Source organism: Streptomyces albidoflavus (assembly GCF_000719955.1).
Classification (GTDB): domain Bacteria; phylum Actinomycetota; class Actinomycetes; order Streptomycetales; family Streptomycetaceae; genus Streptomyces; species Streptomyces albidoflavus.
The window spans coordinates 80261-101806 of the sequence record NZ_JOII01000013.1; the positions used below are offsets into that span (position 1 = coordinate 80261).

Annotated in this window: 20 protein-coding genes and 7 tRNA genes; 16 read left to right on the plus strand and 11 right to left on the minus strand. The window is 74.9% G+C overall.

Annotated features, from left to right (window positions below; translation table 11 throughout):
• Window positions 1–197 precede the first annotated feature (197 nt).
• The 3 genes from cobT to IF45_RS0116160 all read left to right on the plus strand — a co-directional run bounded on the left by cobT (window position 198) and on the right by IF45_RS0116160 (window position 5797).
• Window positions 198–3518, plus strand: a complete 3321-nt coding sequence (gene cobT, locus IF45_RS0116150) for a nicotinate-nucleotide--dimethylbenzimidazole phosphoribosyltransferase (RefSeq protein ID WP_030308075.1) — start codon at window positions 198–200, stop codon at window positions 3516–3518.
• Between the two features lie 195 nt (window positions 3519–3713).
• Window positions 3714–4961, plus strand: a complete 1248-nt coding sequence (gene cobA / locus IF45_RS0116155; protein ID WP_018471436.1) for a uroporphyrinogen-III C-methyltransferase — start codon at window positions 3714–3716, stop codon at window positions 4959–4961.
• A 32-nt stretch (window positions 4962–4993) separates the two neighbouring features.
• Complete coding sequence (locus IF45_RS0116160; RefSeq protein WP_008405363.1) at window positions 4994–5797, plus strand: TrmH family RNA methyltransferase; 804 nt, start codon at window positions 4994–4996, stop codon at window positions 5795–5797.
• 158 nt (window positions 5798–5955) lie between these two features.
• Here IF45_RS0116160 and IF45_RS0116165 read toward each other — a convergent pair whose 3' ends face one another.
• Window positions 5956–8148 carry an ABC transporter permease gene (locus IF45_RS0116165; protein ID WP_030308077.1) on the minus strand — a complete coding sequence of 731 codons (2193 nt, stop codon included), beginning with the start codon at window positions 8146–8148 and terminating at the stop codon, window positions 5956–5958.
• A gap of 186 nt (window positions 8149–8334) precedes the next feature.
• Here IF45_RS0116165 and IF45_RS0116170 point away from each other — a divergent pair, with 186 nt between their 5' ends.
• The gene (locus tag IF45_RS0116170; RefSeq protein ID WP_003947088.1) at window positions 8335–8964 is read left to right on the plus strand and encodes a TetR family transcriptional regulator; all 630 of its coding nucleotides are present in this window, start codon (window positions 8335–8337) and stop codon (window positions 8962–8964) included.
• A 118-nt stretch (window positions 8965–9082) separates the two neighbouring features.
• Here IF45_RS0116170 and IF45_RS0116175 read toward each other — a convergent pair whose 3' ends face one another.
• Window positions 9083–10435, minus strand: coding sequence for a serine/threonine-protein kinase (locus IF45_RS0116175; RefSeq protein ID WP_030308079.1), 1353 nt, complete (start codon window positions 10433–10435; stop codon window positions 9083–9085).
• A gap of 556 nt (window positions 10436–10991) precedes the next feature.
• Between IF45_RS0116175 and IF45_RS0116180 the strand changes: the two genes are divergently transcribed.
• The 3 genes from IF45_RS0116180 to IF45_RS0116190 all read left to right on the plus strand — a co-directional run bounded on the left by IF45_RS0116180 (window position 10992) and on the right by IF45_RS0116190 (window position 12701).
• A complete protein-coding gene (locus IF45_RS0116180; protein WP_008405455.1) occupies window positions 10992–11201 on the plus strand; it encodes a hypothetical protein in 210 nt (69 codons plus the stop codon).
• A gap of 184 nt (window positions 11202–11385) precedes the next feature.
• Window positions 11386–12327, plus strand: a complete 942-nt coding sequence (locus tag IF45_RS0116185) for a phosphotransferase family protein (protein ID WP_030308081.1) — start codon at window positions 11386–11388, stop codon at window positions 12325–12327.
• 71 nt (window positions 12328–12398) lie between these two features.
• Window positions 12399–12701 (plus strand): TFIIB-type zinc ribbon-containing protein, encoded by a 303-nt coding sequence (locus tag IF45_RS0116190; RefSeq protein WP_008405452.1) that lies wholly within the window; start codon window positions 12399–12401, stop codon window positions 12699–12701.
• Between the two features lie 133 nt (window positions 12702–12834).
• On the opposite strand, the gene IF45_RS0116195 is transcribed toward IF45_RS0116190, so the two are convergent.
• From IF45_RS0116195 to IF45_RS0116215, 5 genes are all read right to left on the minus strand, one after another.
• Window positions 12835–12909: transfer RNA gene (locus tag IF45_RS0116195), tRNA-Val, on the minus strand.
• A gap of 52 nt (window positions 12910–12961) precedes the next feature.
• Window positions 12962–13033, minus strand: a tRNA-Val gene (locus IF45_RS0116200).
• A gap of 23 nt (window positions 13034–13056) precedes the next feature.
• A tRNA-Val gene (locus IF45_RS0116205) sits at window positions 13057–13128 on the minus strand.
• 1 nt (window position 13129) lies between these two features.
• Window positions 13130–13203, minus strand: a tRNA-Cys gene (locus tag IF45_RS0116210).
• A gap of 32 nt (window positions 13204–13235) precedes the next feature.
• Window positions 13236–13308: transfer RNA gene (locus IF45_RS0116215), tRNA-Gly, on the minus strand.
• A 145-nt stretch (window positions 13309–13453) separates the two neighbouring features.
• Between IF45_RS0116215 and IF45_RS0116220 the strand changes: the two genes are divergently transcribed.
• Genes IF45_RS0116220 through IF45_RS0116230 form a run of 3 tightly spaced genes read left to right on the plus strand, consistent with a single transcriptional unit; the run spans window position 13454 to window position 16236 of the window.
• The gene (locus IF45_RS0116220) at window positions 13454–14524 is read left to right on the plus strand and encodes a chorismate-binding protein (RefSeq protein WP_018471442.1); all 1071 of its coding nucleotides are present in this window, start codon (window positions 13454–13456) and stop codon (window positions 14522–14524) included.
• Window positions 14521–15342, plus strand: a complete 822-nt coding sequence (locus IF45_RS0116225) for an aminotransferase class IV (protein WP_030308083.1) — start codon at window positions 14521–14523, stop codon at window positions 15340–15342. Before IF45_RS0116220 ends, IF45_RS0116225 begins: the two co-directional genes overlap by 4 nt.
• 54 nt (window positions 15343–15396) lie before the next feature.
• A complete protein-coding gene (locus tag IF45_RS0116230) occupies window positions 15397–16236 on the plus strand; it encodes a GNAT family N-acetyltransferase (RefSeq protein ID WP_030308084.1) in 840 nt (279 codons plus the stop codon).
• 18 nt (window positions 16237–16254) lie between these two features.
• On the opposite strand, the gene IF45_RS0116235 is transcribed toward IF45_RS0116230, so the two are convergent.
• Window positions 16255–16770 carry a DsbA family protein gene (locus IF45_RS0116235; protein WP_030308085.1) on the minus strand — a complete coding sequence of 172 codons (516 nt, stop codon included), beginning with the start codon at window positions 16768–16770 and terminating at the stop codon, window positions 16255–16257.
• A 180-nt stretch (window positions 16771–16950) separates the two neighbouring features.
• On the opposite strand from IF45_RS0116235, the gene IF45_RS0116240 reads away from it, so the two are divergent.
• Window positions 16951–17388: a hypothetical protein gene (locus IF45_RS0116240; protein WP_008405441.1), complete on the plus strand. Its 438-nt coding sequence runs from the start codon at window positions 16951–16953 to the stop codon at window positions 17386–17388.
• Between the two features lie 183 nt (window positions 17389–17571).
• The gene (locus IF45_RS33330) at window positions 17572–17730 is read left to right on the plus strand and encodes a hypothetical protein (protein WP_003947079.1); all 159 of its coding nucleotides are present in this window, start codon (window positions 17572–17574) and stop codon (window positions 17728–17730) included.
• 21 nt (window positions 17731–17751) lie between these two features.
• On the opposite strand, the gene IF45_RS0116250 is transcribed toward IF45_RS33330, so the two are convergent.
• Complete coding sequence (locus tag IF45_RS0116250) at window positions 17752–18309, minus strand: CGNR zinc finger domain-containing protein (protein ID WP_010636576.1); 558 nt, start codon at window positions 18307–18309, stop codon at window positions 17752–17754.
• 236 nt (window positions 18310–18545) lie between these two features.
• Entirely contained in the window at window positions 18546–18959 is a 414-nt protein-coding gene (locus IF45_RS0116255) for an SsgA family sporulation/cell division regulator (protein ID WP_003959770.1), read from the minus strand.
• Between the two features lie 188 nt (window positions 18960–19147).
• On the opposite strand from IF45_RS0116255, the gene IF45_RS0116260 reads away from it, so the two are divergent.
• From IF45_RS0116260 to IF45_RS0116275, 4 genes are all read left to right on the plus strand, one after another.
• Entirely contained in the window at window positions 19148–19588 is a 441-nt protein-coding gene (locus IF45_RS0116260; protein WP_008405383.1) for a TIGR02611 family protein, read from the plus strand.
• Between the two features lie 85 nt (window positions 19589–19673).
• Window positions 19674–19745, plus strand: a tRNA-Val gene (locus IF45_RS0116265).
• A 381-nt stretch (window positions 19746–20126) separates the two neighbouring features.
• On the plus strand, window positions 20127–20582 hold the full coding sequence (locus IF45_RS0116270) for an SRPBCC family protein (RefSeq protein WP_008405378.1): 456 nt from the start codon (window positions 20127–20129) through the stop codon (window positions 20580–20582).
• Window positions 20583–20621: 39 nt separating this feature from the next.
• Window positions 20622–20693, plus strand: a tRNA-Val gene (locus tag IF45_RS0116275).
• Window positions 20694–20761: 68 nt separating this feature from the next.
• On the opposite strand, the gene IF45_RS0116280 is transcribed toward IF45_RS0116275, so the two are convergent.
• Window positions 20762–21475, minus strand: a complete 714-nt coding sequence (locus tag IF45_RS0116280; protein ID WP_018471448.1) for a 3'-5' exonuclease family protein — start codon at window positions 21473–21475, stop codon at window positions 20762–20764.
• Window positions 21476–21546 lie beyond the last annotated feature (71 nt).

The following is a 21546-nucleotide window of genomic DNA, read 5'->3' on the forward strand; positions in this document are numbered from 1 at the left end:
GGAGCGCGACGTGGCGCACTCCGCAGCGGGCCACGGGGCCGGCCGCCGCAGCAGCGGCGGACAGCAGCCGCTGCCCGTCCGGTACGTGCCGCGCGGCACGGCCGCTCGTTGACACGACGGGCGGACGGCGCCGAGGGCCGCGTCCGCCGGGGCAGGGCCGTCAGGAGAGTTACGACGCACATGGGCGAGGGGTACGCATGACCGACACCGGCCAGATTCCGGGTGAGGATTTCCCGGGCAACGCGGGTGCGGTGCCGCAGCAGGGCTCCGTCCCCGGGACCACGCACGCCCCCCGGCGCGGCGAGGACGAACTCCTCATGCCCGGCGCCCAGGGCGCCTGGAGCGAGTACCCGGCATCCGAGTGGTCCACCGGCCAGTTCCCGGCCGGCGACGGGCAGCAGCACGCCACCGGGCAGTACGCCACGGGCCACGAGCAGCCGTACCCCGCCGAGGGCCTGCCGTACGCCGCCGGCCGGGCCCCCGAGGCCGAGCCGCAGCCGTACGCCGAGGCCCCGGCCCAGGAGGCCCAGCCCCACGAGGCCGGTGCCCACGAGCGCGCGGGCCGGGACAGCGGCGCCGTCGACCTCTCCGCCGTCCGGGCCGCCGAGGCCGCCCAGACCCCGCCGCCGCGCCGCCCGCTCCACATGGGCCCGCCCGTCCCCGGCGGCACCAGCGGCAGCCAGGTCCGCTCCCTCGCCGACCGGGGCCCCGCCGCCCACCCGGCGCCCGCCCGGCAGGCCGCCCCGGCCACGACCGGCCCCGAGTACCTCGACCAGCCCGACCCGGCCACCCTGCCCGGCCCCCAGCTGGGCGCCCTGCCGGAGACCGACCCGGCCTGGACCGGCGGCCAGGACGCCTCCTGGAACACCGGGCAGCACGCCTCGTACGGCGACGCGGCACCGGTCGGCCCGGCCTACGCGCCGGACCACTCCGGCCACACGCCGCTGCCCGCGCAGCCGGAGGCCGCGGCCCACGACACCGCCCCGCAGGCCCCGCACACCGAGGCACAGCCCTTCCCGGAGGCCCCGGACGCCTCCACCGCCACCTACCAGGACGCCTCCGGCACGGCGGAGTACGTGCCCGCCGGGCAGGACCCGGCCGCCGCTGCCGTGGAACTCCCCGGGCAGCGGACCGGCGCCGCTCCGGAGGCCGAGGCCGCCGAGCCCGTCGAGCCGCAGGCGCCGCCGGTGGAGGAGAACCCGGCGGCCGAGCCCGTACAGCTGCCCGCCGACGCCTCGCTCGGCCAGTTCGTCGCCGTCCCCGGTGCCGTGCCGACCGACGGTCACCTCGCGCCCGCCGAGACCCTGCCCGAGTGGGGGACACCGCCGGCCGGGGTGCCGGTCGAGGCGGTCACCGAGGCCGCGTCCGCCCCCGCCCCGGTCCAGGCGGCGGCCGGGACCGTGGCCGAGCCGGAGGAGGCCGCCCCGGAACAGGCCGCCCCCGAGGCTGCGGAGGCCGAGGAGCCCCAGCCTCAGGCCGTCGTGGAGACCGCGCCCGTTCCCGTCACCGAGGAGGCCGGGCAGGCTCCGGCGGCGGACGAGACCGCCGCGGAGGCTCCCGCCGAGGTCCAGGTCCCCGCCGAGGTTCCGGTGCCCGCAGAAACGGTCCCTGAGACCGCCGAGCCGCAGGACGCCGAGCCGGAGGCGGGGGCTCCCGAGGCCGTCCCCGCCGAGCCCGTCGCCGTCGAGGCCGCTGAGGCCGGGTCCCCCCAGGAGACCCAGGTCGCGGAGGAGGAGGCCGTCCCCGGGGAGGAGACGCCCGCCGGACTCCCGCAGGAGGCGCCCCGGCCCGCCGCCCCCGGCTACGCCGAGGCCGAGCGGGACGCCGTGCTGCGCGTGATGCGCGAGCGGCGCGACATCCGTAACGGCTTCCGCTCCGACCCCATCCCGCACGACGTGCTGCTGCGGGTCCTGGAGGCGGCGCACACCGCGCCCAGCGTCGGCCACTCCCAGCCCTGGGACTTCGTCGTCATCCGCTCCGCCGACACCCGGCGGGCCATGCACGAACTGGCCGAGCGCCAGCGCGAGGCGTACGCCACCTCGCTGCCCAAGGGCCGCGCCAAGCAGTTCAAGGAACTGAAGATCGAGGCGATCCTCGACACGCCGGTCAACATCGTCGTCACCGCCGACCCGACCCGGGGCGGCCGCCACACCCTCGGCCGGCACACCCAGCCGCAGATGGCCCCGTACTCCTCGGCGCTCGCCGTCGAGAACCTCTGGCTCGCCGCCCGCGCCGAGGGCCTGGGCGTCGGCTGGGTCAGCTTCTTCGACGAGCGGGAGATGGTCCGCGAACTGGGCCTCCCCGACCACCTGGAGGTCGTCGCCTACCTGTGCGTCGGCTACGTCGACGAGTTCCCCGAGGAGCCCGAACTGATGCAGGCCGGCTGGTCCAAGCGGCGCCCCCTGTCCTGGGTCGTCCACGAGGAGACGTACGGCCGCCGCGCGCTGCCCGGCGAGGAGCCGCACGACCTGCTCGCCGAGACCGTCGCCAACATCCGCCCGCTGGACGCCAAGGCGCTCGGCGAGGCGTGGGAGCGGCAGAAGCGGATGACCAAGCCCGCCGGCGCCCTCGGCATGCTGGAGATCATCTCCGCCCAGCTCAGCGGCCTCTCCCGGAAGTGCCCGCCGCCCGTCCCCGAACCGGCCGCCGTCGCGGTCTTCGCCGGGGACCACGGCGTCCACGCCCAGGGCGTCACCCCCTGGCCCCAGGAGGTCACCGGCCAGATGGTGGCCAACTTCCTCGGCGGCGGCGCGGTCTGCAACGCCTTCGCCGCCCAGGTCGGCGCCGAGGTCTGCGTCGTCGACGTGGGCGTCGCCACCGAGCTGCCCGCCACCCCCGGCCTGCTGCCCCGCAAGGTCCGCCCCGGCACCGCCGACATGACCACCGGCCCCGCCCTCACCCGCGAGGAGGTCAAGGCGGCGATCGAGGTCGGCATCGAGACCGCCCGCGACCTGGTCGCCGCCGGGAACAAGGCGCTGCTCACCGGCGAGATGGGCATCGCCAACACCACCGCGTCGGCCGCCCTCATCTCCGTCTACACCGGCGCCGACCCGGCCGAGGTCACCGGCCGCGGCACCGGCATCAACGACGAGACGCTGGCCCGCAAGACCGACGTGGTCCGCCGCGCCCTCGAACTGCACCGCCCCGACCCGGCCGACCCGATCGGCGTGCTCGCCGCCGTCGGCGGCCTGGAGCACGCCGCCATGGCCGGGCTCCTGCTGGGCGGCGCCAGCCTGCGCACCCCCGTCATCCTCGACGGGGTCAGCGCCGGGGCCGCCGCCCTGGTCGCCCGCGCCATCGCCCCCGAGGTGCTGGCCGCCTGCATCGCCGGGCACCGCAGCGCCGAGCCGGGCCACGTCGCCGCTCTCAACAAGCTGGGCCTGCGCCCCCTGGTCGACCTCGACCTGCGCCTCGGCGAGGGCACCGGCGCCCTGCTCGCCCTGCCGATCGTGCAGAGCGCCGCCCGCGCCATGCACGAGGTCGCCACCTTCGACTCGGCCGGCGTCACCGAGAAGTGAGCCCCGCGGCCGCCCGTCCCCGACCGGGCCGGGCGGCCGCGACGACCCCTCCCACCAGGGCCGGGGCCCGCCCGCCCCCGTCCCCGCCGTATCGTGGAGGCCGACAGCGCCCCCGCGCGGGCCCGCGTGTCGTACGCCGCTCCACCGTCGCAGCGGCCCTCCTCCCGCCTGCCCGTCCCCAGGAGCCGCACCGCCATGGCCCATTCCGCCGACCACCCCGCGTACCCCGTCGGACTCCGCCTGTCCGGGCGGCGCGTCGTCGTCCTCGGCGGCGGCCAGGTGGCCCAGCGGCGGCTCCCCGGACTCGTCGCGGCCGGCGCCGAGGTCCTGCTCGTCTCCCCCTCGGCCACCGCCTCCGTCGAGGCCATGGCCGACGCCGGCGAGATCACCTGGGAGCGCCGCGGCTACCGCCCCGGCGACCTCACCGACGCCTGGTACGCCCTGATCGCCACCAGCGACCCCGAGGCCAACACCGCCGCCTCCGCCGAGGGCGAGGCCCACCGCGTCTGGTGCGTACGCGCCGACGACGCCGAGGCCGCCACCGCCTGGACCCCGGCCACCGGCCGCAGCGCCGGAGTCACCGTCGCCGTGCTGACCCGCGACGCCGAACGCCGCGACCCCCGCTACACCGCCGCCGTCCGCGACGCCGTGGTCGACGGGCTGAGCGACGGCACGCTGCTCGCCGCCCGCCGCACCTCCCGGGCCGGCTCCGACGCGCCGCGCGTCTCCCTGGTCGGCGGCGGCCCCGGCGACCCCGACCTCATCACCGTGCGCGGCCGCCGCCTGCTCGCCGAGGCCGACGTGGTCATCGCCGACCGGCTCGGCCCGCGCGACCTGCTCGCCGAACTGCCCCCGCACGTCGAGGTGATCGACGCCGCGAAGATCCCCTACGGCCGGTACATGGCCCAGGAGGCCATCAACGCGGCCCTCGTCGAGCACGCCAAGGCCGGCAAGGCCGTGGTGCGGCTCAAGGGCGGCGACCCCTTCGTCTTCGGGCGCGGCATGGAGGAGGTCGAGGCACTGGCCGAGGCCGGCATCGCCTGCACCGTGGTGCCGGGCATCTCCAGCTCCGTCAGCGTCCCCTCGGCCGCCGGCATCCCCGTCACCCACCGGGGCGTCGCCCACGAGTTCACCGTGGTCAGCGGCCACGTGGCCCCCGACGACCCGCGCTCGCTGGTCGACTGGGCGGCCCTCGCGAAGCTGCGCGGCACCCTCGTCGTGCTGATGGGCGTCGACAAGATAGGTGCCATCGCCGAGGCCCTCGTCGCCCACGGCCGCGACCCGCACACCCGGGTCGCCCTCGTCCAGGAGGGCACGACCGCCGCCCAGCGGCGCGTCGACGCGACCCTCGCCACCGTCGCGGAGACCGTCCGCGCCGAGGAGGTGCGGCCGCCCGCCGTCATCGTCATCGGCGAGGTCGTGGGCGTCGGCCCGACCGCCTGACGCGACCGCCACCGAACGGGAGCCCGCACCCCATGGCCGTACCGCAGCCCGTCACCGACCCCGGTGACCCGCGCCTGCACGACTACACCGACCTCACCGACGTCGCGCTGCGCCGCCGCCGCGAACCGGCCGAGGGCCTTTTCATCGCCGAGGGCGAGAAGGTCATCCGCCGTGCCGTCGAGGCCGGTTACACCCTGCGCTCCCTGCTGCTCTCCGAGAAGTGGCTGGACGTCATGGCCGACGTCATCGAGGCCGCCGACGCCCCGGTTCACCTGGTCACCCCCGAACTCGCCGCGCAGGTCACCGGCTACCACGTGCACCGGGGCGCCCTCGCGGCCATGGAGCGCAAGCCGCTGCCCGACCCGGCCGACATCCTCACCACCGCCCGCCGCGTCGCCGTCCTGGAGGACATCGTCGACCACGCCAACGTGGGCGCCGCCTTCCGCAACGCGGCCGCACTCGGCGTGGACGCCGTCCTGCTGAGCCCCCGCTGCGCCGACCCCCTGTACCGGCGCGCGGTCAAGGTCTCGATGGGCGCCGTCCTCCAACTGCCCTGGACCCGGCTGCCCGACTGGCCGGCCGACGCCGGACTCCTCGGCCGCCACGGCTTCCTGACCGCCGCCTTCTGCCTCGGCGACCGCTCCATCACGCTGGACGAACTGGCCGCCCGCCGCCCCGAGAAGCTGGCCCTGATGTTCGGCACCGAGGGCGACGGCCTCACCCCCGGCGCCCTCGCGGCGGCCGACACCTGGGTGCGTATCCCGATGGACGCCGGCATCGACTCCCTCAACGTCGCCGCCGCCTCGGCGGTCGCCTTCTACGCGACGCGGGGCTGAGCACCGCGTTCCGGACGGGCCCCGCCGTCCCGTGGTGACCGCAGACAGAGCCCCGTACGGGGCGACGTCCGCAAGTACGACGGAACGCCGCCCCGGCTCCGCCCCGCCGAGCGCGGGAACAGCGGAACCGGAGCGGCGTACGCCAGTGAGGGACCGGGTCAGGAGGCGGCCGCGCTGCCGGCCAGGGCGGCGTCCTCGCGCTGCTCCTCGGCGTCGGCCTGCTCGGCCTTGCCGGGCGCCCCCGCCCGGGGCACCTCCGCCGGGATGCCCTTGCCCTGCCGGGCGCGGTGCGCCAGCCAGAGGTCGGCGAGCAGGTTGAGGACGAGACCGGCGCCGCCCCAGGCCGCGATGGTCAGCAGGTTCCCGCCGAGGCCGGTGGAGTCGAAGTAGACCAGCGAGCGGGCGATGTCCACGGCGGCCGGCAGCGGCAGCACGTCCTGGAGGGTGCGGAAGATGTCCGGCACCATCGAGATCGGCAGTCCGCCGCCGGAGGCCGGGACGCCCAGCAGCATCAGGACGATCATGACCGGCACGATCGCCGCGAGGCCGATGGTCCGGGTGAAGGCGCCGGCGGCCAGGGCCACGCAGAAGATGGTGGCCGCGCCCGCGCCGATCAGCACGCCGGCGTGCCCGTTCACCGCGCCGATCAGCACGTCGAAGAGGAACCACAGCCACACCGCCATGCCCACGGCCCACCCCGCCAGCAGCGGCAGGAACTGCCGGAACCGGCGCAGTTCGGGGGCGCCGCCGCGCAGCACCGCCATGATCAGGAACCCGGCCATGATCCAGGACATCGCCACGTAGAGGCTGTTGGAGCCCATCGTGTCGTCCCCGGTCAGCGGCCGGACGTCCGTCGTCTCCAGCGCCATCTCCTGCTTCTCGGCGACCTGCTGGAAGACGCTCCGCAGAATCGTCTGCTGGCTGGGACCGGCGGCCGAGGCGGTGAGCAGCTCGGCGCCGCCGCCCGGCGCGGTGGGCAGCACGTACGCGCTGGCCACCTCCTGGTCGGTCAGCTGTGCGGTGGCTTCCCGTACGGAGTCGACGGGCCGCAGGTCGAACATGGCGCCGAGACTGGGCTCCAGCCCGGCAACGGCCTGCCGTGCCTGCTGTTCGGTGGCGCCCACCACGGCCACCGGCATGTCCCGCACCTCGGGCTTGTGCATCGAGGCGCCCATCAGCCCGACCACCGCGACCAGGATCGACAGCGGGAACAGGACGGCGGCGACGTACCGCGTACGCGGGGCCCGGACGGGGCCGCCGGCCAGCGCGGGCAGCGGCTCCCCGGGCCCGTCCACGGCGGGGGCCGCCGGGATGGCGTGTCCGGAGCGGCGCTCCTTCAGCAGGCAGAGGGCCGGCGCGGCGAGGACCCACACCGTCAGCGTCAGTAGGTGGGAACCGAGGCCCCGCCCGTCGAAGTACAGCAGCGAGCGGAGCGCCTCGCCCGCCGCCGGGAGCGGCAGCACCCCGTGCAGGAACTGGAAGAAGCCCGGCATGGTGTGGATCGACAGCGACAGCCCCGAGGAGGGCATCCCGAAGACGACCCAGAGCAGCATGCCGAAGAGCACGGCGAGCGGGCCGACCAGCTTGGTGAAGAGCAGCTGGGTCAGGGCGACGGCGCCGGTGGCCAGCATGCCGATGCCGAGGAACTGCAGGTAGTGCCCGTCGACGGCGCCGACCACCGGGCCCAGGATCGTCCAGATGACGGTGCTGGTCACGGCCGACCAGCCCAGCGCCAGCGGGAGGAAGCGCCGCAGCCGCAGCAGGTACGGCAGGGACATCGTCATGAGGCTCAGCGGGACGTACCCGGCGAGCATCATGCCCATCCCGGCGAAGAGCACCGCGGTGCCGGACATGTCGCCGTCGGCGAGCGGCGCGACGTCCTCGACCGAGGTCCGCCACTCGTTCTCCACCGCGACCGGCGCGAGGACCTGCTGCACGGTGCTCGCCTGGGAGGCTCCCGCGGCGTTGGCCGTGTAGATCGTGGCCGTGCCGCCGGCCTCGGCGGGCGGCAGCAACGCCCCGGCTATGTCGCGGTCCTTCAGCAGGCCGACCGCCTCGTCCTCGGTGGCGACCAGGCGCGCGTCCACGGTGTCCCCGGGCGCGGCGTCCAGCCCGGCGACCAGCTGCTCGGCGGCCGGTCCCGCGCCCACCACGGCGACCGGCAGGTCGCGCGGGGCCGGCGCGTGCATCGTGCCGACGTACGTCGCGTACATCATCGTCACCATCAGGAAGGGCATGGCGAAGAGCGCGACGTACCGCGCGATCCGGGTCTTGCGGTCCTCCTGGGGCGGGCCCGCGGGTGATGCTTCGACGGTTCCGCCGTCCGGCGGGGCGCTGGTGGACGGGTCCACGGACTGCTCCTAGCTGTGAGGGTTCGAGGAAGGTGCGACGGGCCTGTCTCGCCACGCCGCACTGAGTGGGGGGCCGTCGGACCTGCCCACCATACGCCACCTGACTTAAAAACTCGGGATGGGCTAGGTTGGCCTCCGTCCCCACGCCCGTAAGGGCGTACGCCACCTGGGAGAACGCGACCACCGATGGCCAGATCAGACAGGTCCCGCACGGCGCTGCTCGACGCGGCGGAACGACTGTTCGCGGAGGCGGGGATCGCCCAGACCTCGGACCGCAAGATCGCCGAGACGGCGGGCAACAGCAACCACTCGGCCGTCGGCTACTACTTCGGTGGCCGGGAGGGCCTGCTGAGGGCCCTGCTGACCCGGCACATCACCGGACTGGAACCGCGCCGCCAGGAGATGTCGGCGGCCTCCGCCTCACTCCTCGACGAGGTCCGCAGCCTGGTCGTGCCCGCCACCGACGCCCTGGGCGAACTCGCCGCACAGGCGGGGGAGGGGAAGCCGACCTGGCGGGCCCGTTTCGTCCGCGCCGCCCTTCACGACCCCCAGGCGGCGGAGATCCTGCGCGGCCTGGGCGACGAGGCCCCCGCCGCCGCCCGTATCGTCCACGCGATCGTCGCCCGCCTCGACCACCTCCCGGCCCACATCGTCCGGGGACGCGCCGCCCTGATGACCCACATCATCACCTCGGCCTGCGCCGAACACGAGGAACAGGCCGCCCGCGACGCCGTCACCCCCCGCTGGCAGGCCACCGGCGACTTCCTCGCCGACGCCATCACCGGCATGCTCCAGGCCCCGGTCACCCAGCCCTAGCGCCCTCGGCCACATTCAGCCCGGCCGGCGTGCGAGGCCATCTTGAACCGGCGCGATGGCGCCGAGACTCAGCCAAAACCAGCCCGGCCGGCGCTTGAGGCCAATCAGTGAGCCCGGCTCACGGAGAGCCCGACCCCTCCATCCCGACCGAGGCCACCCGTCCCCCGTCGAGGCGGGCCCCTTCAGCGGGCCCCTGGCATCCCTGCGCAGCAGCAATCCCCAACGCCACCATCAAGGTGACCACCACGAACACCACCAACCGCTGCCGCAGCAGCCGAGGATTGGCAGGCCGCCGCCCGGTCCCGGTCGCCCGGGGAGCCGCCCCCCGCTGCCCGCCCCGGGGCCGCTGCCCGGGACCGCGCGTCCCCCCGGTCCTCGGGTTCCCCCCGCCCCGGGAACTCCCCCCGGTCCGGGGCCGGGAGACGGAGTTCGGGTTCCGCGCCGACTCGGGCCCACCGCGCCCCGCCCCGGTCCGCGGCGTCTGCGGCCGCGCTCCCTGCGGCCGCGCCCCCTGCGAGGGACGCGGCGTCGACCCGGAGTGCTGATGCCGCTGCGTACGCTGCCCCTCGGGCGGCACGGTCATCCGCCCGGTCGGCCGGTCCTGCTCGCCCCGCGGCCCCGGCGCCCGGGCGTCGCTGGGCCCCTGCGCCTCACGCGCCGCGATCTCCTTGAGCCGCAGCGAAAGCTCCAGCGTGCTGGGCCGCTCCTCGGGCACCTTGGCGAGGCAGGCCAGCAGCAGCGGCGCCAGCGCGTCCGGCACCCCGGAGAGGTGCGGCTCCTCGTGCACCACGCGGTACAGCATCACCTCGGAGCTGCCGTGCCCGAAGGGCGAGTCGGCGGTCGCCGCGTACGCCAGCGTCGCCCCCAGGGAGAAGACGTCGGTGGCCGGGGTGACGGCCGCGCCGCGCACCTGCTCGGGCGCGAGGAATCCCGGCGAGCCCACGGCGGTCCCCACGTGGGTCAGCGTCGAGGCCCCCGTGGCCCAGGCGATGCCGAAGTCGATGATGCGCGGGCCCTTGGGGGAGAGCAGGATGTTGGAGGGCTTCAGGTCCCGGTGGACCACCCCGGCCTCGTGGACCGCGACCAGCCCTTCGGAGAGCGCCGCCCCGACCGAGGCCACGTCGGCGGCGGAGAGCGGCCCCTCGTCGGCGACCTTGTCGTGCAGCGAGGGCCCCGGTACGTACTGGGTGGCGAACCACGGCCGGTCGGCTTCAAGATCGGCGGCGACCAGCCGCGCCGTGCAGCCGCCCCGGATACGCCGCGCGGCCGAGACCTCGCGGGCGAACCGCGACCGGAACTCCTGGTCCTCCGCCAGATCCGGGCGGATCACCTTCAGCGCCACCCGCTGGCCGCGCCGGTCGGAGCCCAGATAGACCACGCCCATCCCGCCCGCGCCGAGCCGCCGGTGAAGCCTGAACGAGCCGACGACACGCGGGTCCTCGCGTCGGAGCCGCATCATCGCCATGTCCATCTCCGCTGCCCGGTCCCTGTGACGAGCCACAGCTTACGGTTCCCCGGCCCCCGGCGCTCTCAGGCCGCGCCCTTGCTTGTGCATCGATTCTGCGTGCGGTAGGCGCGAACTGAGCGCCGGTCACCAGCCGTTCACCGATTACCTTGTTGACGCCACGTCTGCTCCAACAGGCGGTGCGAAACACCCCTCTGACGCCCCGTCGGGGACGTACGACCGGGGCCCCGCCCCGCCCTCCCGGCCCCTTCCCCGCCCCCGTCCGGACACCCGGACGACACCCGGGACCACGCTCCGTACGCCTCCCCGGCCTCGTACACGTGAGCGAAGTCACCACTCGCGCCGCCGGTCCCCTGGGGGAGATCCCGTACCTCCGCCCGGTCTCCTGCAACCACAGGAGTACGCCACCGGGGAGGCCGTCATCCTGCGGGAGGCCCGCACATCGGTACGCCGGCATGACGCCCCGCCGCCGCCCCGCGCATAGATTCATGGTCAGGCGGCGGACACGGGCTGCGCATCACGGCCCGGGTTTGCCGCCGTCCGGAACGAACAGGAGAGGGACATGGCTGAAGCGCTGCGCACCCGAGGACGCCGGACACTGGCGGCGCTCCCCACGGTGCGCCCCTTCGGCCCGCCGCGCGGAGACCGGCGCCACCCGCTGGTCGCCACGGCGATGGTTCTTCCCCTGGCCGCCCTTCTCGTCGTCCTCTTCGGCGGCTGGGAAGCGGTGGTGGCACAGGCGTCGTCCGTAGGTGTGATGCTGGGGCGCTGACGCGCCCCGGTCCGGGAGAGCGGCCCGGGACCCCGTGGGGACGGGGGTACGACGGACGACAGGACGCCCGCGCGGTCAGCCGCGCGGGCGTCTTCGTGCTCCCGGCGCGCGCCCCGAGCCCTCCCCGCCCCGCACCTGCGGCCCCCGGCGGGCAGGCCGCCCGGGAGCCAGGCAAGCTGACCCCATGCCATGCGAGGACCTGCACGCCGCCCTGGCCGACCACGCCGCCCACCGAGCCCACCCCGTCGCCCCGCCCCGCCCCTGTGCCTGCCCCGTCCGCGTGCTGGCCGACCGGCCCGACGGCACGGTGGTGCGCCACGGCCACCTCGTGGTGAAGGCCCACGCCCCGGACGCCGGCCCCGCCCTGCACGCCCGCCTCACCGCCGCCGCCTCGCCCGGCCTGGCGGGCATCGTGCTGCGCCCCCTGGCCGGCGCCCCCGTCGAGGCGTCCGGCCGCCTGCTGACCTGCTGGCCCTACGGCACCCCGGTCGACCCGGCGGCCCCCGGCGCCGCCCCCTGGGAGGAGACCGCCACCCTCCTCGCCCGCCTCCACCAGGCTCCGCCGTCGGTCCTCGGCCAGGCCCCGCCCCCGGCCCGCGGCCCCGAGAAGGCGGAGCGCGCTCTCGCCCGGCTGCGGAACTCCCCGCTGCGAGGCGCCGCCCGTGAGGCCGTCCTCGCAGCGGGCGCCGCCGTCCCGGTACCCCCGGCCCGGACCGGGCCGGCCGTCTGCCACGGCGACCTCCACCTGGGGCAGCTGGTGCGCGACCCGGAGCCGGGGGGCGGCTGGGTGCTGATCGACGTGGACGACATGGGCCTCGGTGACCCGTCGTGGGACCTGGCCCGCCCGGCGGCCTGGTTCGCCTGCGGCCTGATGGCCCCCGAGGACTGGGTGCGCTTCCTGAGTGCCTACCGGGAGGCGGGCGGCACGGCGGCGGGCCCGCCGGGGGAGGAGTGGCGTCAACTGGACGGACCCGCCCGGGCCCTGACGGCCCAGATCGCGGCGCAGGCCCTGGTCAAGGCGGAGCAGGCCGCCCGGCCCCTGGACGAGGACGAGTCCGCCTTCGTGGACGCCTGCGCCAGGATGACCCCGCTCCCGCACGGACCGGCCCTGGACGCCGCGACGTAGGGTGCCAGGGACCGCGCCGGGGCAGTATCCCGGCGCAGGTCCCGTCCACAGGCGAGGAGTTGAGCCGAACGATGCACTGTCCGAAGTGCCACGCCCCGATGCACACCTACAACCGCAACGGCGTCCAGATCGAGCAGTGCGGGGGGTGCCGGGGGATATTCCTGGACTACGGGGAGCTGGAGGCGCTGACCCGTCTGGAGTCCCAGTGGTCCCAGCAGGCCCCGCCGCCCGCCGCCCCGCCCGCGCCGCAGCCCCCGCACGGGCAGGCGTACCCGGCACCGCCCGCCCCGGCCTGGGGCGCCCCGCACCACGGCGGCCACCACTACGGCCACCGCCGTGACCGCGGCTTCGGCCGCATGCTCTTCTCCTCCTGACCCCCTCGCTTCCGGCCGCACCGGGCGGGCCCTCACGTCAGAGGGGCTCCCGTCCGGTCCGGCGGGCCGGAGACGGGGGAGCGGGCGACGACGACGGAGCCCCCGGCCGCCTGAGGCGACCGGGGGCTCCGGGTGGTGCGCGATACTGGGATTGAACCAGTGACCTCTTCCGTGTCAGGGAAGCGCTCTCCCGCTGAGCTAATCGCGCGGGACCGACCGCGACCGGAGACCGGCCGGAGTTCGGGGAGTGTGGTGCTGCGTGCGCGATACTGGGATTGAACCAGTGACCTCTTCCGTGTCAGGGAAGCGCTCTCCCGCTGAGCTAATCGCGCGGGCGGAACCGTGAGGTTCCGAGTGGACGATACTGGGATTGAACCAGTGACCTCTTCCGTGTCAGGGAAGCGCTCTCCCGCTGAGCTAATCGTCCTTGGAGGTGGAGACGGGATTTGAACCCGTGTAGACGGCTTTGCAGGCCGTTGCCTCGCCTCTCGGCCACTCCACCACTGCGGGGGCTCGGGAAGATCCCCCACGTCGAGCGGACGACCAGGTTCGAACTGGCGACCTCAACCTTGGCAAGGTTGCGCTCTACCAACTGAGCTACGTCCGCTTGTCTTTCCCGGGGCGCTTGCGCGTCCCGGCGACGTGTTGAACTCTAGCGGATTCCTGGGCCAGCACAAAAACGCGTTTGCGCAGCGTGCTGCGGTGACCTCGGCGAGGGGCCGCCCGAGGTGGGCCGACCTAGACTCGCGAACGTGCACAACCCCGCTTCCCCTCTTCCCCCGCTGGCCCGCTTCGGCGAGCTGCTCGCCACCGGTCTGCGCGACGTCACCCACGATCCCGAGGCGCTCGGCTCGGAGGGCTTCTGGGCGGTCGTCGCCGACTTCGAAGCTGGCCTGACCTGCGCGCGCTTCGACGAGGTACGCCGCGAGCCGGTCCCCGCGCCGCGTCCAGGGGCCTGGCGCGGCCCCGCCCCCGACGCCTGGGAGTCCTCGCTCGGGCACGGTGCGTACACGGAGGGGGTGCGGCGGATCAGGGCCGCCGTCGCGCGGGGCGAGGTGTACCAGGCCAACCTCTGCCGGGTGCTCTCCGCGCCGCTGCCGGACGGCGCGGCCGCCGACGTCGACGCCCTCACCGCGCTGCTGGCCCGGGGCAACCCCGCCCCTTACGCAGGAACGGTTCGCCTGCCCGGACACGGCATCGGGGTGGCCACCGCCTCACCTGAGCTGTTCCTGCGCCGGCGGGGCTCCGTCGTGGAGTCGGGCCCGATCAAGGGGACAGGCGCCACCGAGGCGGACCTCCTGGAGAAGGACTACGCCGAGAACGTCATGATCGTCGACCTGGTCCGCAACGACCTGGGCCGCGTCGCCGCCACCGGCTCCGTCCACGTCCCGGAACTCTGTGTGGTCGAGAAGCACCCCGGGCTGGTCCACCTCGTCTCCACGGTCCGCGCCACCCTGGCGGAGGGCGCCGGCTGGCCCGGGCTGTTCGGCGCGGCCTTCCCGCCCGGCTCGGTCACCGGGGCGCCCAAGTCGAGCGCGCTGGAGATCATCCGCGAACTGGAACCCGTACCCCGGGGCCCGTACTGCGGGGCGGTCGGCTGGGTCGACGCAGACCGGGGTGCGGCCGAGCTGGCGGTGGGTATCCGCACCTTCTGGACGGAACCAGGCGACGACGGCGGCGTGGCGCTCAAGTTCGGCACCGGCGCCGGTATCACCTGGGGGTCCGATCCCGAGCGGGAGTGGCGGGAGACCGAGCTGAAGGCGTCCCGGCTGCTGGCGATAGCGTCTGCGGGACACGAGGCGAGTGGAGGAACCCTTACGTGAAGATCTGGCTCGACGGCGCCCTGCGGGACGCCGGTACCGCACAGGTGTCCGTCCTGGACCACGGGCTCACCGTCGGCGACGGCGTCTTCGAGACGGTCAAGACCGTCGACGGCCGTGCGTTCGCGCTCACCCGCCACCTGGACCGCCTCGCCCGTTCGGCGCGCGGCCTCGGCCTGCCCGAACCCGACCTGGACGAGGTGCGCCGCGCCTGCGCCGCCGTCCTGGCGGCCGAACCGGTGCCGCTGGGCCGGCTGCGGATCACCTACACTGGGGGCCTCTCGCCGCTCGGCTCGGACCGCGGCGACGACACCCCCACCCTCGTCGTCGCCCTCGGCGAGGCCCACCCGCGCCCCGAGACCACCGCCGTCGTCACCGTCGACTGGACCCGCAACGAACGGGGCGCGCTGTCCGGGCTCAAGACCACCTCGTACGCCGAGAACGTGGTCGCGCTCGCCCGCGCCCGCGAACAGGGCGCCACCGAGGCGCTGTTCGCCAACACCGTGGGCGCGCTCTGCGAGGGCACCGGCTCCAACGTCTTCGTCGTCATCGACGGCGAGATCCACACACCGCCGGTCTCCTCCGGCTGCCTCGCCGGGATCACCCGCGCCCTGACCGCCGAGTGGACCGGGGCGCGCGAGACCGAGCTGCCGATGGACGTCCTGGAGCGGGCCGACGAGATCTTCCTGACCTCCTCCCTCCGCGACGTGCAGGGTGTCCACCGCGTCGACGGCCGCACCCTGGCCGCCGCACCCGGACCGGTCACCGCCAAGGCCATCCGGATCTTCGCCGAGCGGTCCGCCGCCGACATCGACCCCTGAGACCGCCCGAAACGGTGGTGACAGGCCCCGCCCGGCGGGGGTAGAACCAGACCGATGACCACCACCCTGCGGCCCGCGGCGCCGCTTCAGCGCGAGCCGGACGGCACGGTCCGCCCCCGGCCGTACGACATCTGCGTCAACGGGCGGACGGTGGGGAGCCTCAGCGTCGGCACCGCTCCCGGAATGGGGCCCACCGTCGGCTTCCTGGACGGCCTCACCGTCCAGCAGGCCGACCGGGGCCGGGGCAGGGCGACGGTGGCGCTGCTCGCCGCCGAGGAGGTGCTGCGCGGGTGGGGCTGCACGCAGGCCCGCTGCACGGTGCCCGCCGACGCCGGCCCCGCGTTGCGCCTGGCCACCGCCCTCGGCTGGACCGAGGGCGGCCGGAACATGGTCAAGACCCTGCCGCCCACCCCGCCCCCGCTCCCGGCCGGCGTCACCGCGCGCCCCATGACCGAGGGGGAGTACGCACAGTGGGAGACGGCCTCACGGGAGGCGTACGCCCAGGAGTGGGCCAACCGCGGCCTGCCCGAGGAGCAGGCCCGCGCCCGGTCCGAGGCCAGCTACCGCGACAACCTCTCCCAGGGACTCGCCACCCCCGGCGTCACCTTCGGCGTGGTGGAGGCGGACGGAGCGCCTGCCGGACACGTCTGGGTCTCCTCCGGCCAGGCCGGGCCGGGCGTACCCGGCGCCTACGTCTTCGACATCGAGGTCCGCCCGGAGTTCCGGGGACGGGGGCTCGGGCGGGCGCTGATGCTGCTCGCCGAGGGCGCCGCCTTCGAGACGGGCGACAGCCTCATCGGACTGCACGTCTTCGCGGACAACACCCCGGCCCGGCGGCTCTACGACTCCCTCGGCTACACCCCGACCCGGCTCCACTGGTCCAAGCCGCTCTGAGGCGGCTCGGGGCGCCGGTCAGCCCGCCAGCAGCCGGTCGGCGATCTCCTCGATCCGGGCCCGCAGCCCCTCCTGGCTCTTGCCGCCGTCCAGCCGCTCCCCGCCGATCACGTAGGTCGGCGTGCCGGTGACCTTGAGTGCCTTGCCCTCGGCCTGGTCGGCGTCGACGATCAGGATGTGCCGCCCGTCGACCAGCGCGGTGTCGAACTCCTCCGCGTCCAGCCCCAGCTCCCCGGCGATCTCGACCAGCAGCGGCTCGCCGACCCGGTCCAGCTCCCCGACCCGGTCCAGCACCGCGCGCACGTACTCCCAGCCCTTGCCCTGCACCAGCGCCTCCTCGGCGGCCTGGGCGGCGGCGAAGGCGTGCCGGTGCTTCTCCAGCGGGAAGTGGCGCAGGCGGATGTCCATGCGGTCGCCGTAGCGCTCGCGCAGCGCGTCGAGGTCGGCGAGGGCGGTGTGGCAGTCGGGGCACTGCAGCTCGCACCAGACGTCGAGGACGACGGGGGAGGAGGAAGGCGAAGAGGAGTCGTTCATGACCGACAGTCTTCCAGCCGGTCACCGGCCCGCCGAATCCGGCGGTGGCGCCCGCCCGTGGGAGGGCGGCGTCCCGGAGTTCTCCCGGAGATCGGGCCGGCCCCCGCCACGGGGCGTGGCCATTCGCACCCCGGTCGGTGCAGGATGGAAGGAGCCCCATCTCACTGCCTGGAGGACCGGATGCTTGCCGAGACCGTGTGTTCAGCCGTGGCCGCGGCCGGCCTGGGCATTGCCGCCGTGACCGCCTACCGCAAGCGGTTCCTCACCGCGACGCGGATCGCCGCCTACGCCCTGGTCCCCGCCGGACTCGTCCTGACCGGCGCGGTCGCCTGGATCGCCAGGACCGCCTTCAGCCCGAGCGCCTGGGCCGGATTCGGGGTGCTGGGGCTCGCCTGGCTGCTCTTCATGACGACCCGGACCGTCGAGCGCCGCCGGGGGACCCGCAAGGAGCGGGCGGCCGCGGCGCCGGAGGCGGTCACGGGCGGCGCGCGCCCCGCCGTGGGCGGGAGCACCGGCGCCGGCAAGGCGTCCCAGGCCCCCGCCGCCGGGAAGAAGCAGGCCGGCGGGGACGACGACTTCTCCGACATCGAGGCCATCCTCAAGAAGCACGGCATCTGAGGAAGGCCGGCGCGAGGCCGCTCCCGCCGCGCGCCCGGAGGCGGCGTACGCCCCCGGGCGCGCGGCTTCTTCGTACGCGCCTTGGCGCGCACGTGGCGCGCTCACGGGAACCGGTGAACCTGGCGCCCCGTCCCTGGTGGACGGCGGTCCTGGGGTCTTCGGGCGGGTCATGATCTCCGCGAGATGCTCGACACCACACCGCCCCAACACGCCCCCGCACGCCCCGACGCCGAGCGCCGCGGCTGCCTCTTCGCCCTCTCCCAGCCGCCCCTGATGATCTTCCTTCTGGTGATCGGCTGCCTGCTGATGCTGGGGGCGGTGCATGACCTGTTCCTGTTGTGAGCCGGGCGGGCGCCCCGCGGCTCAGCCCGCCGCCTCCCGGCGCCGCGCCCGGTACGCGGCCACGTGCAGCCGGTTGCCGCAGGTGCGGCCGGAGCAGTAGCGCCGCGAGCGGTTGCGGGAGAGGTCGACGAAGGCGTTGGCGCAGTCCGGCGCCTCGCACCGGCGCAGCCGCTCGCACTCCCCGGCGACCACGAAGATGGCCAGCGCCATCCCGCCGTCGGCCGCGAGGTGGTCGGCGACCGAGGCGCCCGGCGCGAAGTAGTGCACGTGCCAGTCGAAGCCGTCGTGGTCGGTGAGGCGGGGGGTGGTCCCGGCCGCCGCCACCAGTTCGTTGATCACCCGGGCCGCGTCCCCCAGGTCCCCGGCGGCGAAGACCGCCTCGAAGCGCTCCCGCACCCGGAGGACGGCGGCCAGGTCGGCCTCGCCGAGCCGCCCCACGTCGCTCACCCCGTGCGCGTCGACGAAGGCACGCAGCGCGGTCACGTCGCCCAGTCCGTCGGAGTGGCCGTCGCCCGGCGCGGTGTTCACCAGGCCGACCACGGCGTCCAGCGCACATCGGGTGTCGTGAGTGATCAGCACGGGCCGCTCCCTGGGCTGGAGGTCGGGCCGGTGCCCGCCGGTGCTGGCCGATGGTAGACGAGCCGTCCGACGGCTGCCCGGGAACGGGCGGTGCGCGGCCGGTCCGGGACGCACGAGAGCCGCCTCCCGCGCTGGGCGCGCGGTGGCGGCACTCGTACTCCGTGAGCGGTTGTCGTACCCCGGGCCGCCTCCCCGAGTCGGGCGGCCGGGCGGAGCTGGCGCGCTGCCCGGGAGGGTCAGCTCTCGGCCAGGATGTGCGACAGCTCCGTGTCGAGATCGAAGTGACGGTGCTCGGTGCCCGGGGGCACCGCCGCGTCCGTGCGCTTCAGGAAGGATTCCAGCGCCCGCGCCGGGGCTTCGAGCAGAGCCTCACCTTCGGGGGAACTCAGGGCGATGCAGACGACGCCCTGACCGTGGCTGCGGGACGGCCAGACTCGGACGTCGCCGGTGCCGGTGGGCCGGTGCAGGCCCTCGGCGAGGAGATCGCGGGCGAACACCCACTCGACCGTCTCCTCGGCTCCGGTGTGGAAGGTGGCGTGCACGGCATAGGGATCGGCCGTGTCATACCGCAGTCCTGCGGGAACAGGCAGTGAGGACTCGCTCGACACAACGAGGCGCAGGTGCAGCTCGCAGCTGACCGTGGTGTTCATAAGCGCCAGGGCCTTTCGCTCAGTGTGCGCTCGGGGATTCGCACGTCGGCGAAATCGACATGCCACCTACGGTGCCGTTGTAAACCCCTCTGGGCATTTTGCGAAGGTTGAGATACCTCGTACGGCCGAGTATTCGGCGCGGGTGCGGTCATTCCGGCGAGGTGTGCGCGTCAGGTACGTTTGTCCTCATGAATACGGGGAGTGACGACGCCGGTTCCACCGCGGTGGCGGAGGGCGAGGCGCAGAAGAAGCCCGAGCGGCGGCTCGGGTCGCGGGCGCCGCGGTTCATCCGGCGCAGCCGGACCCTGCACCTGAGCTGGCAGGTGGGCGTCTTCGTGGTGGGCCTGGCCGTCGTGGTGGCGGGGGTGCTGATGCTGGCCCTGCCCGGGCCGGGATGGCTGGTGATCTTCGCCGGCATGGCCATCTGGTCCACGGAGTTCGTCTGGGCGCAACTGGTGCTGCGCTGGACGCGCCGGAAGGTCACCGAGGCGGCCCAGCGCGCGCTCGACCCGAAGGTCCGCCGCCGGAACCTCATCCTGACCTCGGTCGCCGTGGTGATCGGCGCCGCGCTCTGCGCCCTGTACCTGTGGCGCTTCGGGCTGACGATGCCCTGGAACATCACCTGGTGAGCCCGGCCTGCGCCGACCGTCCGGCCGGTGCGCGCGGGGGTGTCGGGGGCACCCGCTGACATGCGGTAATGTTCTCTCTGCACCCGGGCGATTAGCTCAGTGGGAGAGCGCTTCGTTCACACCGAAGAGGTCACTGGTTCGAACCCAGTATCGCCCACCCCGGGACTGCGGCCCGAAGGCTTCCGGCCTTCGGGCCGCAGTCGTGTGCGGAGCCGGGCGCGCCCGCCACCGGCGTGACGCCCGGTGACCGGGGGAGCGGTGCGGACATCCGCGAGAAATGCCCGGAATAAAGGTTCTGTCGCTATGCGGGGCGTACGCCACGCGGATCGTCCGGGTGACGCTTCATCAGTTCCGGACGGCCTCCGGGAATTCACGTACCGGAATGCGTTCCGCCCTTTCCTGTTTTTCGTACTCCCCGTTTTTCTGCCCCTAATGCGGAATGCGCCCCGCCGGACGGGTGGCTGACGGGGTATTTGTCGACTTGCCGTCAGAAAGTGCGGCGGGCGTGGCCGTCCGGGCGGCCGGGCAGCCTTGCGGCATGGACCTGAACCGCTACCGCTTCCACAGCCGCTGGAAGCTGCCGGCCGCCCCCGACGCCGTCTACCGGGTGCTGGAGGACGTCCCCGGATACCCGCACTGGTGGCGCGAGGTCCGCGAGGTGCGCCGCACCGGCGAGACGGAGGGCGTGCTGCGCTTCCGCTCCCTGCTCCCGTACGACCTGCGGGTCACCGCCCGCGTGAGCAGGCAGGACCCGGACGCCCGGCTGATCGAGGCGGCGCTCGGCGGGGACCTGGTGGGGACGCTGGTGTGGCGGGTCGGCGCCGTCCCCGGCGGTGCGCGGGTCGACTTCGAGCAGGACGTCCGGGTCACCTCGCGGATGATGCGTCTGCTGGCCGTGCCCGGACGCCCCTTCTTCCGTGCCAACCACGCCCTGATGATGCGGTCCGGGCGCGCGGGGCTCGCCCGGCTGCTCGCGGCTCCGAAGCCGGTTTGAACGGCGGGCCCCGGGGCCTGTATGGTTCAGTCCGTTCCCGGGCGATTAGCTCAGTGGGAGAGCGCTTCGTTCACACCGAAGAGGTCACTGGTTCGAACCCAGTATCGCCCACCCCGGGAGAGCCGGTCCGTCGTCGACGGACCGGCTCTTCGTCGTCCGGGCGGCTGTCGCGGGTCCGTTCAGACGGCCGCCGCCGCCCGGGGGCGCAGCGGCCACGTCGTGTCGGCCCGCTCCCGCGCCGGGCGCGCGGCCCCGCCCCGTACCTGCGCGGTGTGCCAGTCCTCCTGGAGCGCGTGGAGTTCGCCCGGGGTCAGCCGCTGCAGCCGGGGTGCGAAGACCCGCGCCAGCGCACGCACCACCTCGATCGCCGTCCGCGCCTCCTCCGCCGCGTCGTGCGGGGGCGGCGCGGGAACGCCGTAGCGGACGCAGAGGGCGTCGAGCTGGCGCGAGCCCTTGCGGTACCGGTCCAGGTGGGTGTCGAGGACGCGCGGGTCCAGCACACTCAGCGGCACCCCGGCGAGGTAGGCGCCGAGCGAGGAGGCGCGGTGGCGCCGCAGTTCACGGTCGAGCAGGGTCAGCGCCGCCGGGGCGTCGTCGACCACCAGCGGCCGGCCGGCCGCCGCGTGCGCGGCCAGCGAGCGTCCGACCTCCTCCATCACCGGCGCCGGCCAGCGGCCAGTCCGCTCCACCTGATCCCGCGTCAGCCCGTGCCGCGCGGCCTCCTCCTCGGTCACCGTCACCCCCGGGCTGACCAGCCAGCGCAGCACCCTCGGGCGCGCCCCCGCCAGGTCCTGGACGACGACGGCCGCCGTCACCAGCCGGTCCTCCTCGGCGTCAGGACCGGTCGCCCTGAGGCGCAGTGCGGCCAACGGGCCCTCGTACCAGTGCGTCATGACGAACCAGCTCCTCCCACCCGCGCGGACGGCGTCCCGCCCGGGAGGTGATACCCGTCCGCCCGCACCGG

Excerpts from the sequence above, each read along its gene's own strand:
- IF45_RS0116190 (WP_008405452.1), top strand. The coding sequence starts at position 12,399 with ATGCACTGTCCGAAGTGCCACGCCCCGATGCACACCTACAACCGCAAC.
- IF45_RS0116260 (WP_008405383.1), top strand. The coding sequence starts at position 19,148 with ATGAATACGGGGAGTGACGACGCCGGTTCCACCGCGGTGGCGGAGGGC.
- IF45_RS0116255 (WP_003959770.1), bottom strand. The coding sequence starts at position 18,959 with ATGAACACCACGGTCAGCTGCGAGCTGCACCTGCGCCTCGTTGTGTCG.
- IF45_RS0116235 (WP_030308085.1), bottom strand. The coding sequence starts at position 16,770 with ATGAACGACTCCTCTTCGCCTTCCTCCTCCCCCGTCGTCCTCGACGTC.
- IF45_RS0116175 (WP_030308079.1), bottom strand. The coding sequence starts at position 10,435 with ATGGACATGGCGATGATGCGGCTCCGACGCGAGGACCCGCGTGTCGTC.
- IF45_RS33330 (WP_003947079.1), top strand. The coding sequence starts at position 17,572 with ATGCTCGACACCACACCGCCCCAACACGCCCCCGCACGCCCCGACGCC.
- IF45_RS0116170 (WP_003947088.1), top strand. The coding sequence starts at position 8,335 with ATGGCCAGATCAGACAGGTCCCGCACGGCGCTGCTCGACGCGGCGGAA.
- IF45_RS0116180 (WP_008405455.1), top strand. The coding sequence starts at position 10,992 with ATGGCTGAAGCGCTGCGCACCCGAGGACGCCGGACACTGGCGGCGCTC.
- IF45_RS0116270 (WP_008405378.1), top strand. The coding sequence starts at position 20,127 with ATGGACCTGAACCGCTACCGCTTCCACAGCCGCTGGAAGCTGCCGGCC.
- IF45_RS0116240 (WP_008405441.1), top strand. The coding sequence starts at position 16,951 with ATGCTTGCCGAGACCGTGTGTTCAGCCGTGGCCGCGGCCGGCCTGGGC.
- IF45_RS0116160 (WP_008405363.1), top strand. The coding sequence starts at position 4,994 with ATGGCCGTACCGCAGCCCGTCACCGACCCCGGTGACCCGCGCCTGCAC.
- IF45_RS0116280 (WP_018471448.1), bottom strand. The coding sequence starts at position 21,475 with ATGACGCACTGGTACGAGGGCCCGTTGGCCGCACTGCGCCTCAGGGCG.
- IF45_RS0116230 (WP_030308084.1), top strand. The coding sequence starts at position 15,397 with ATGACCACCACCCTGCGGCCCGCGGCGCCGCTTCAGCGCGAGCCGGAC.
- cobA (WP_018471436.1), top strand. The coding sequence starts at position 3,714 with ATGGCCCATTCCGCCGACCACCCCGCGTACCCCGTCGGACTCCGCCTG.
- cobT (WP_030308075.1), top strand. The coding sequence starts at position 198 with ATGACCGACACCGGCCAGATTCCGGGTGAGGATTTCCCGGGCAACGCG.
- IF45_RS0116185 (WP_030308081.1), top strand. The coding sequence starts at position 11,386 with ATGCCATGCGAGGACCTGCACGCCGCCCTGGCCGACCACGCCGCCCAC.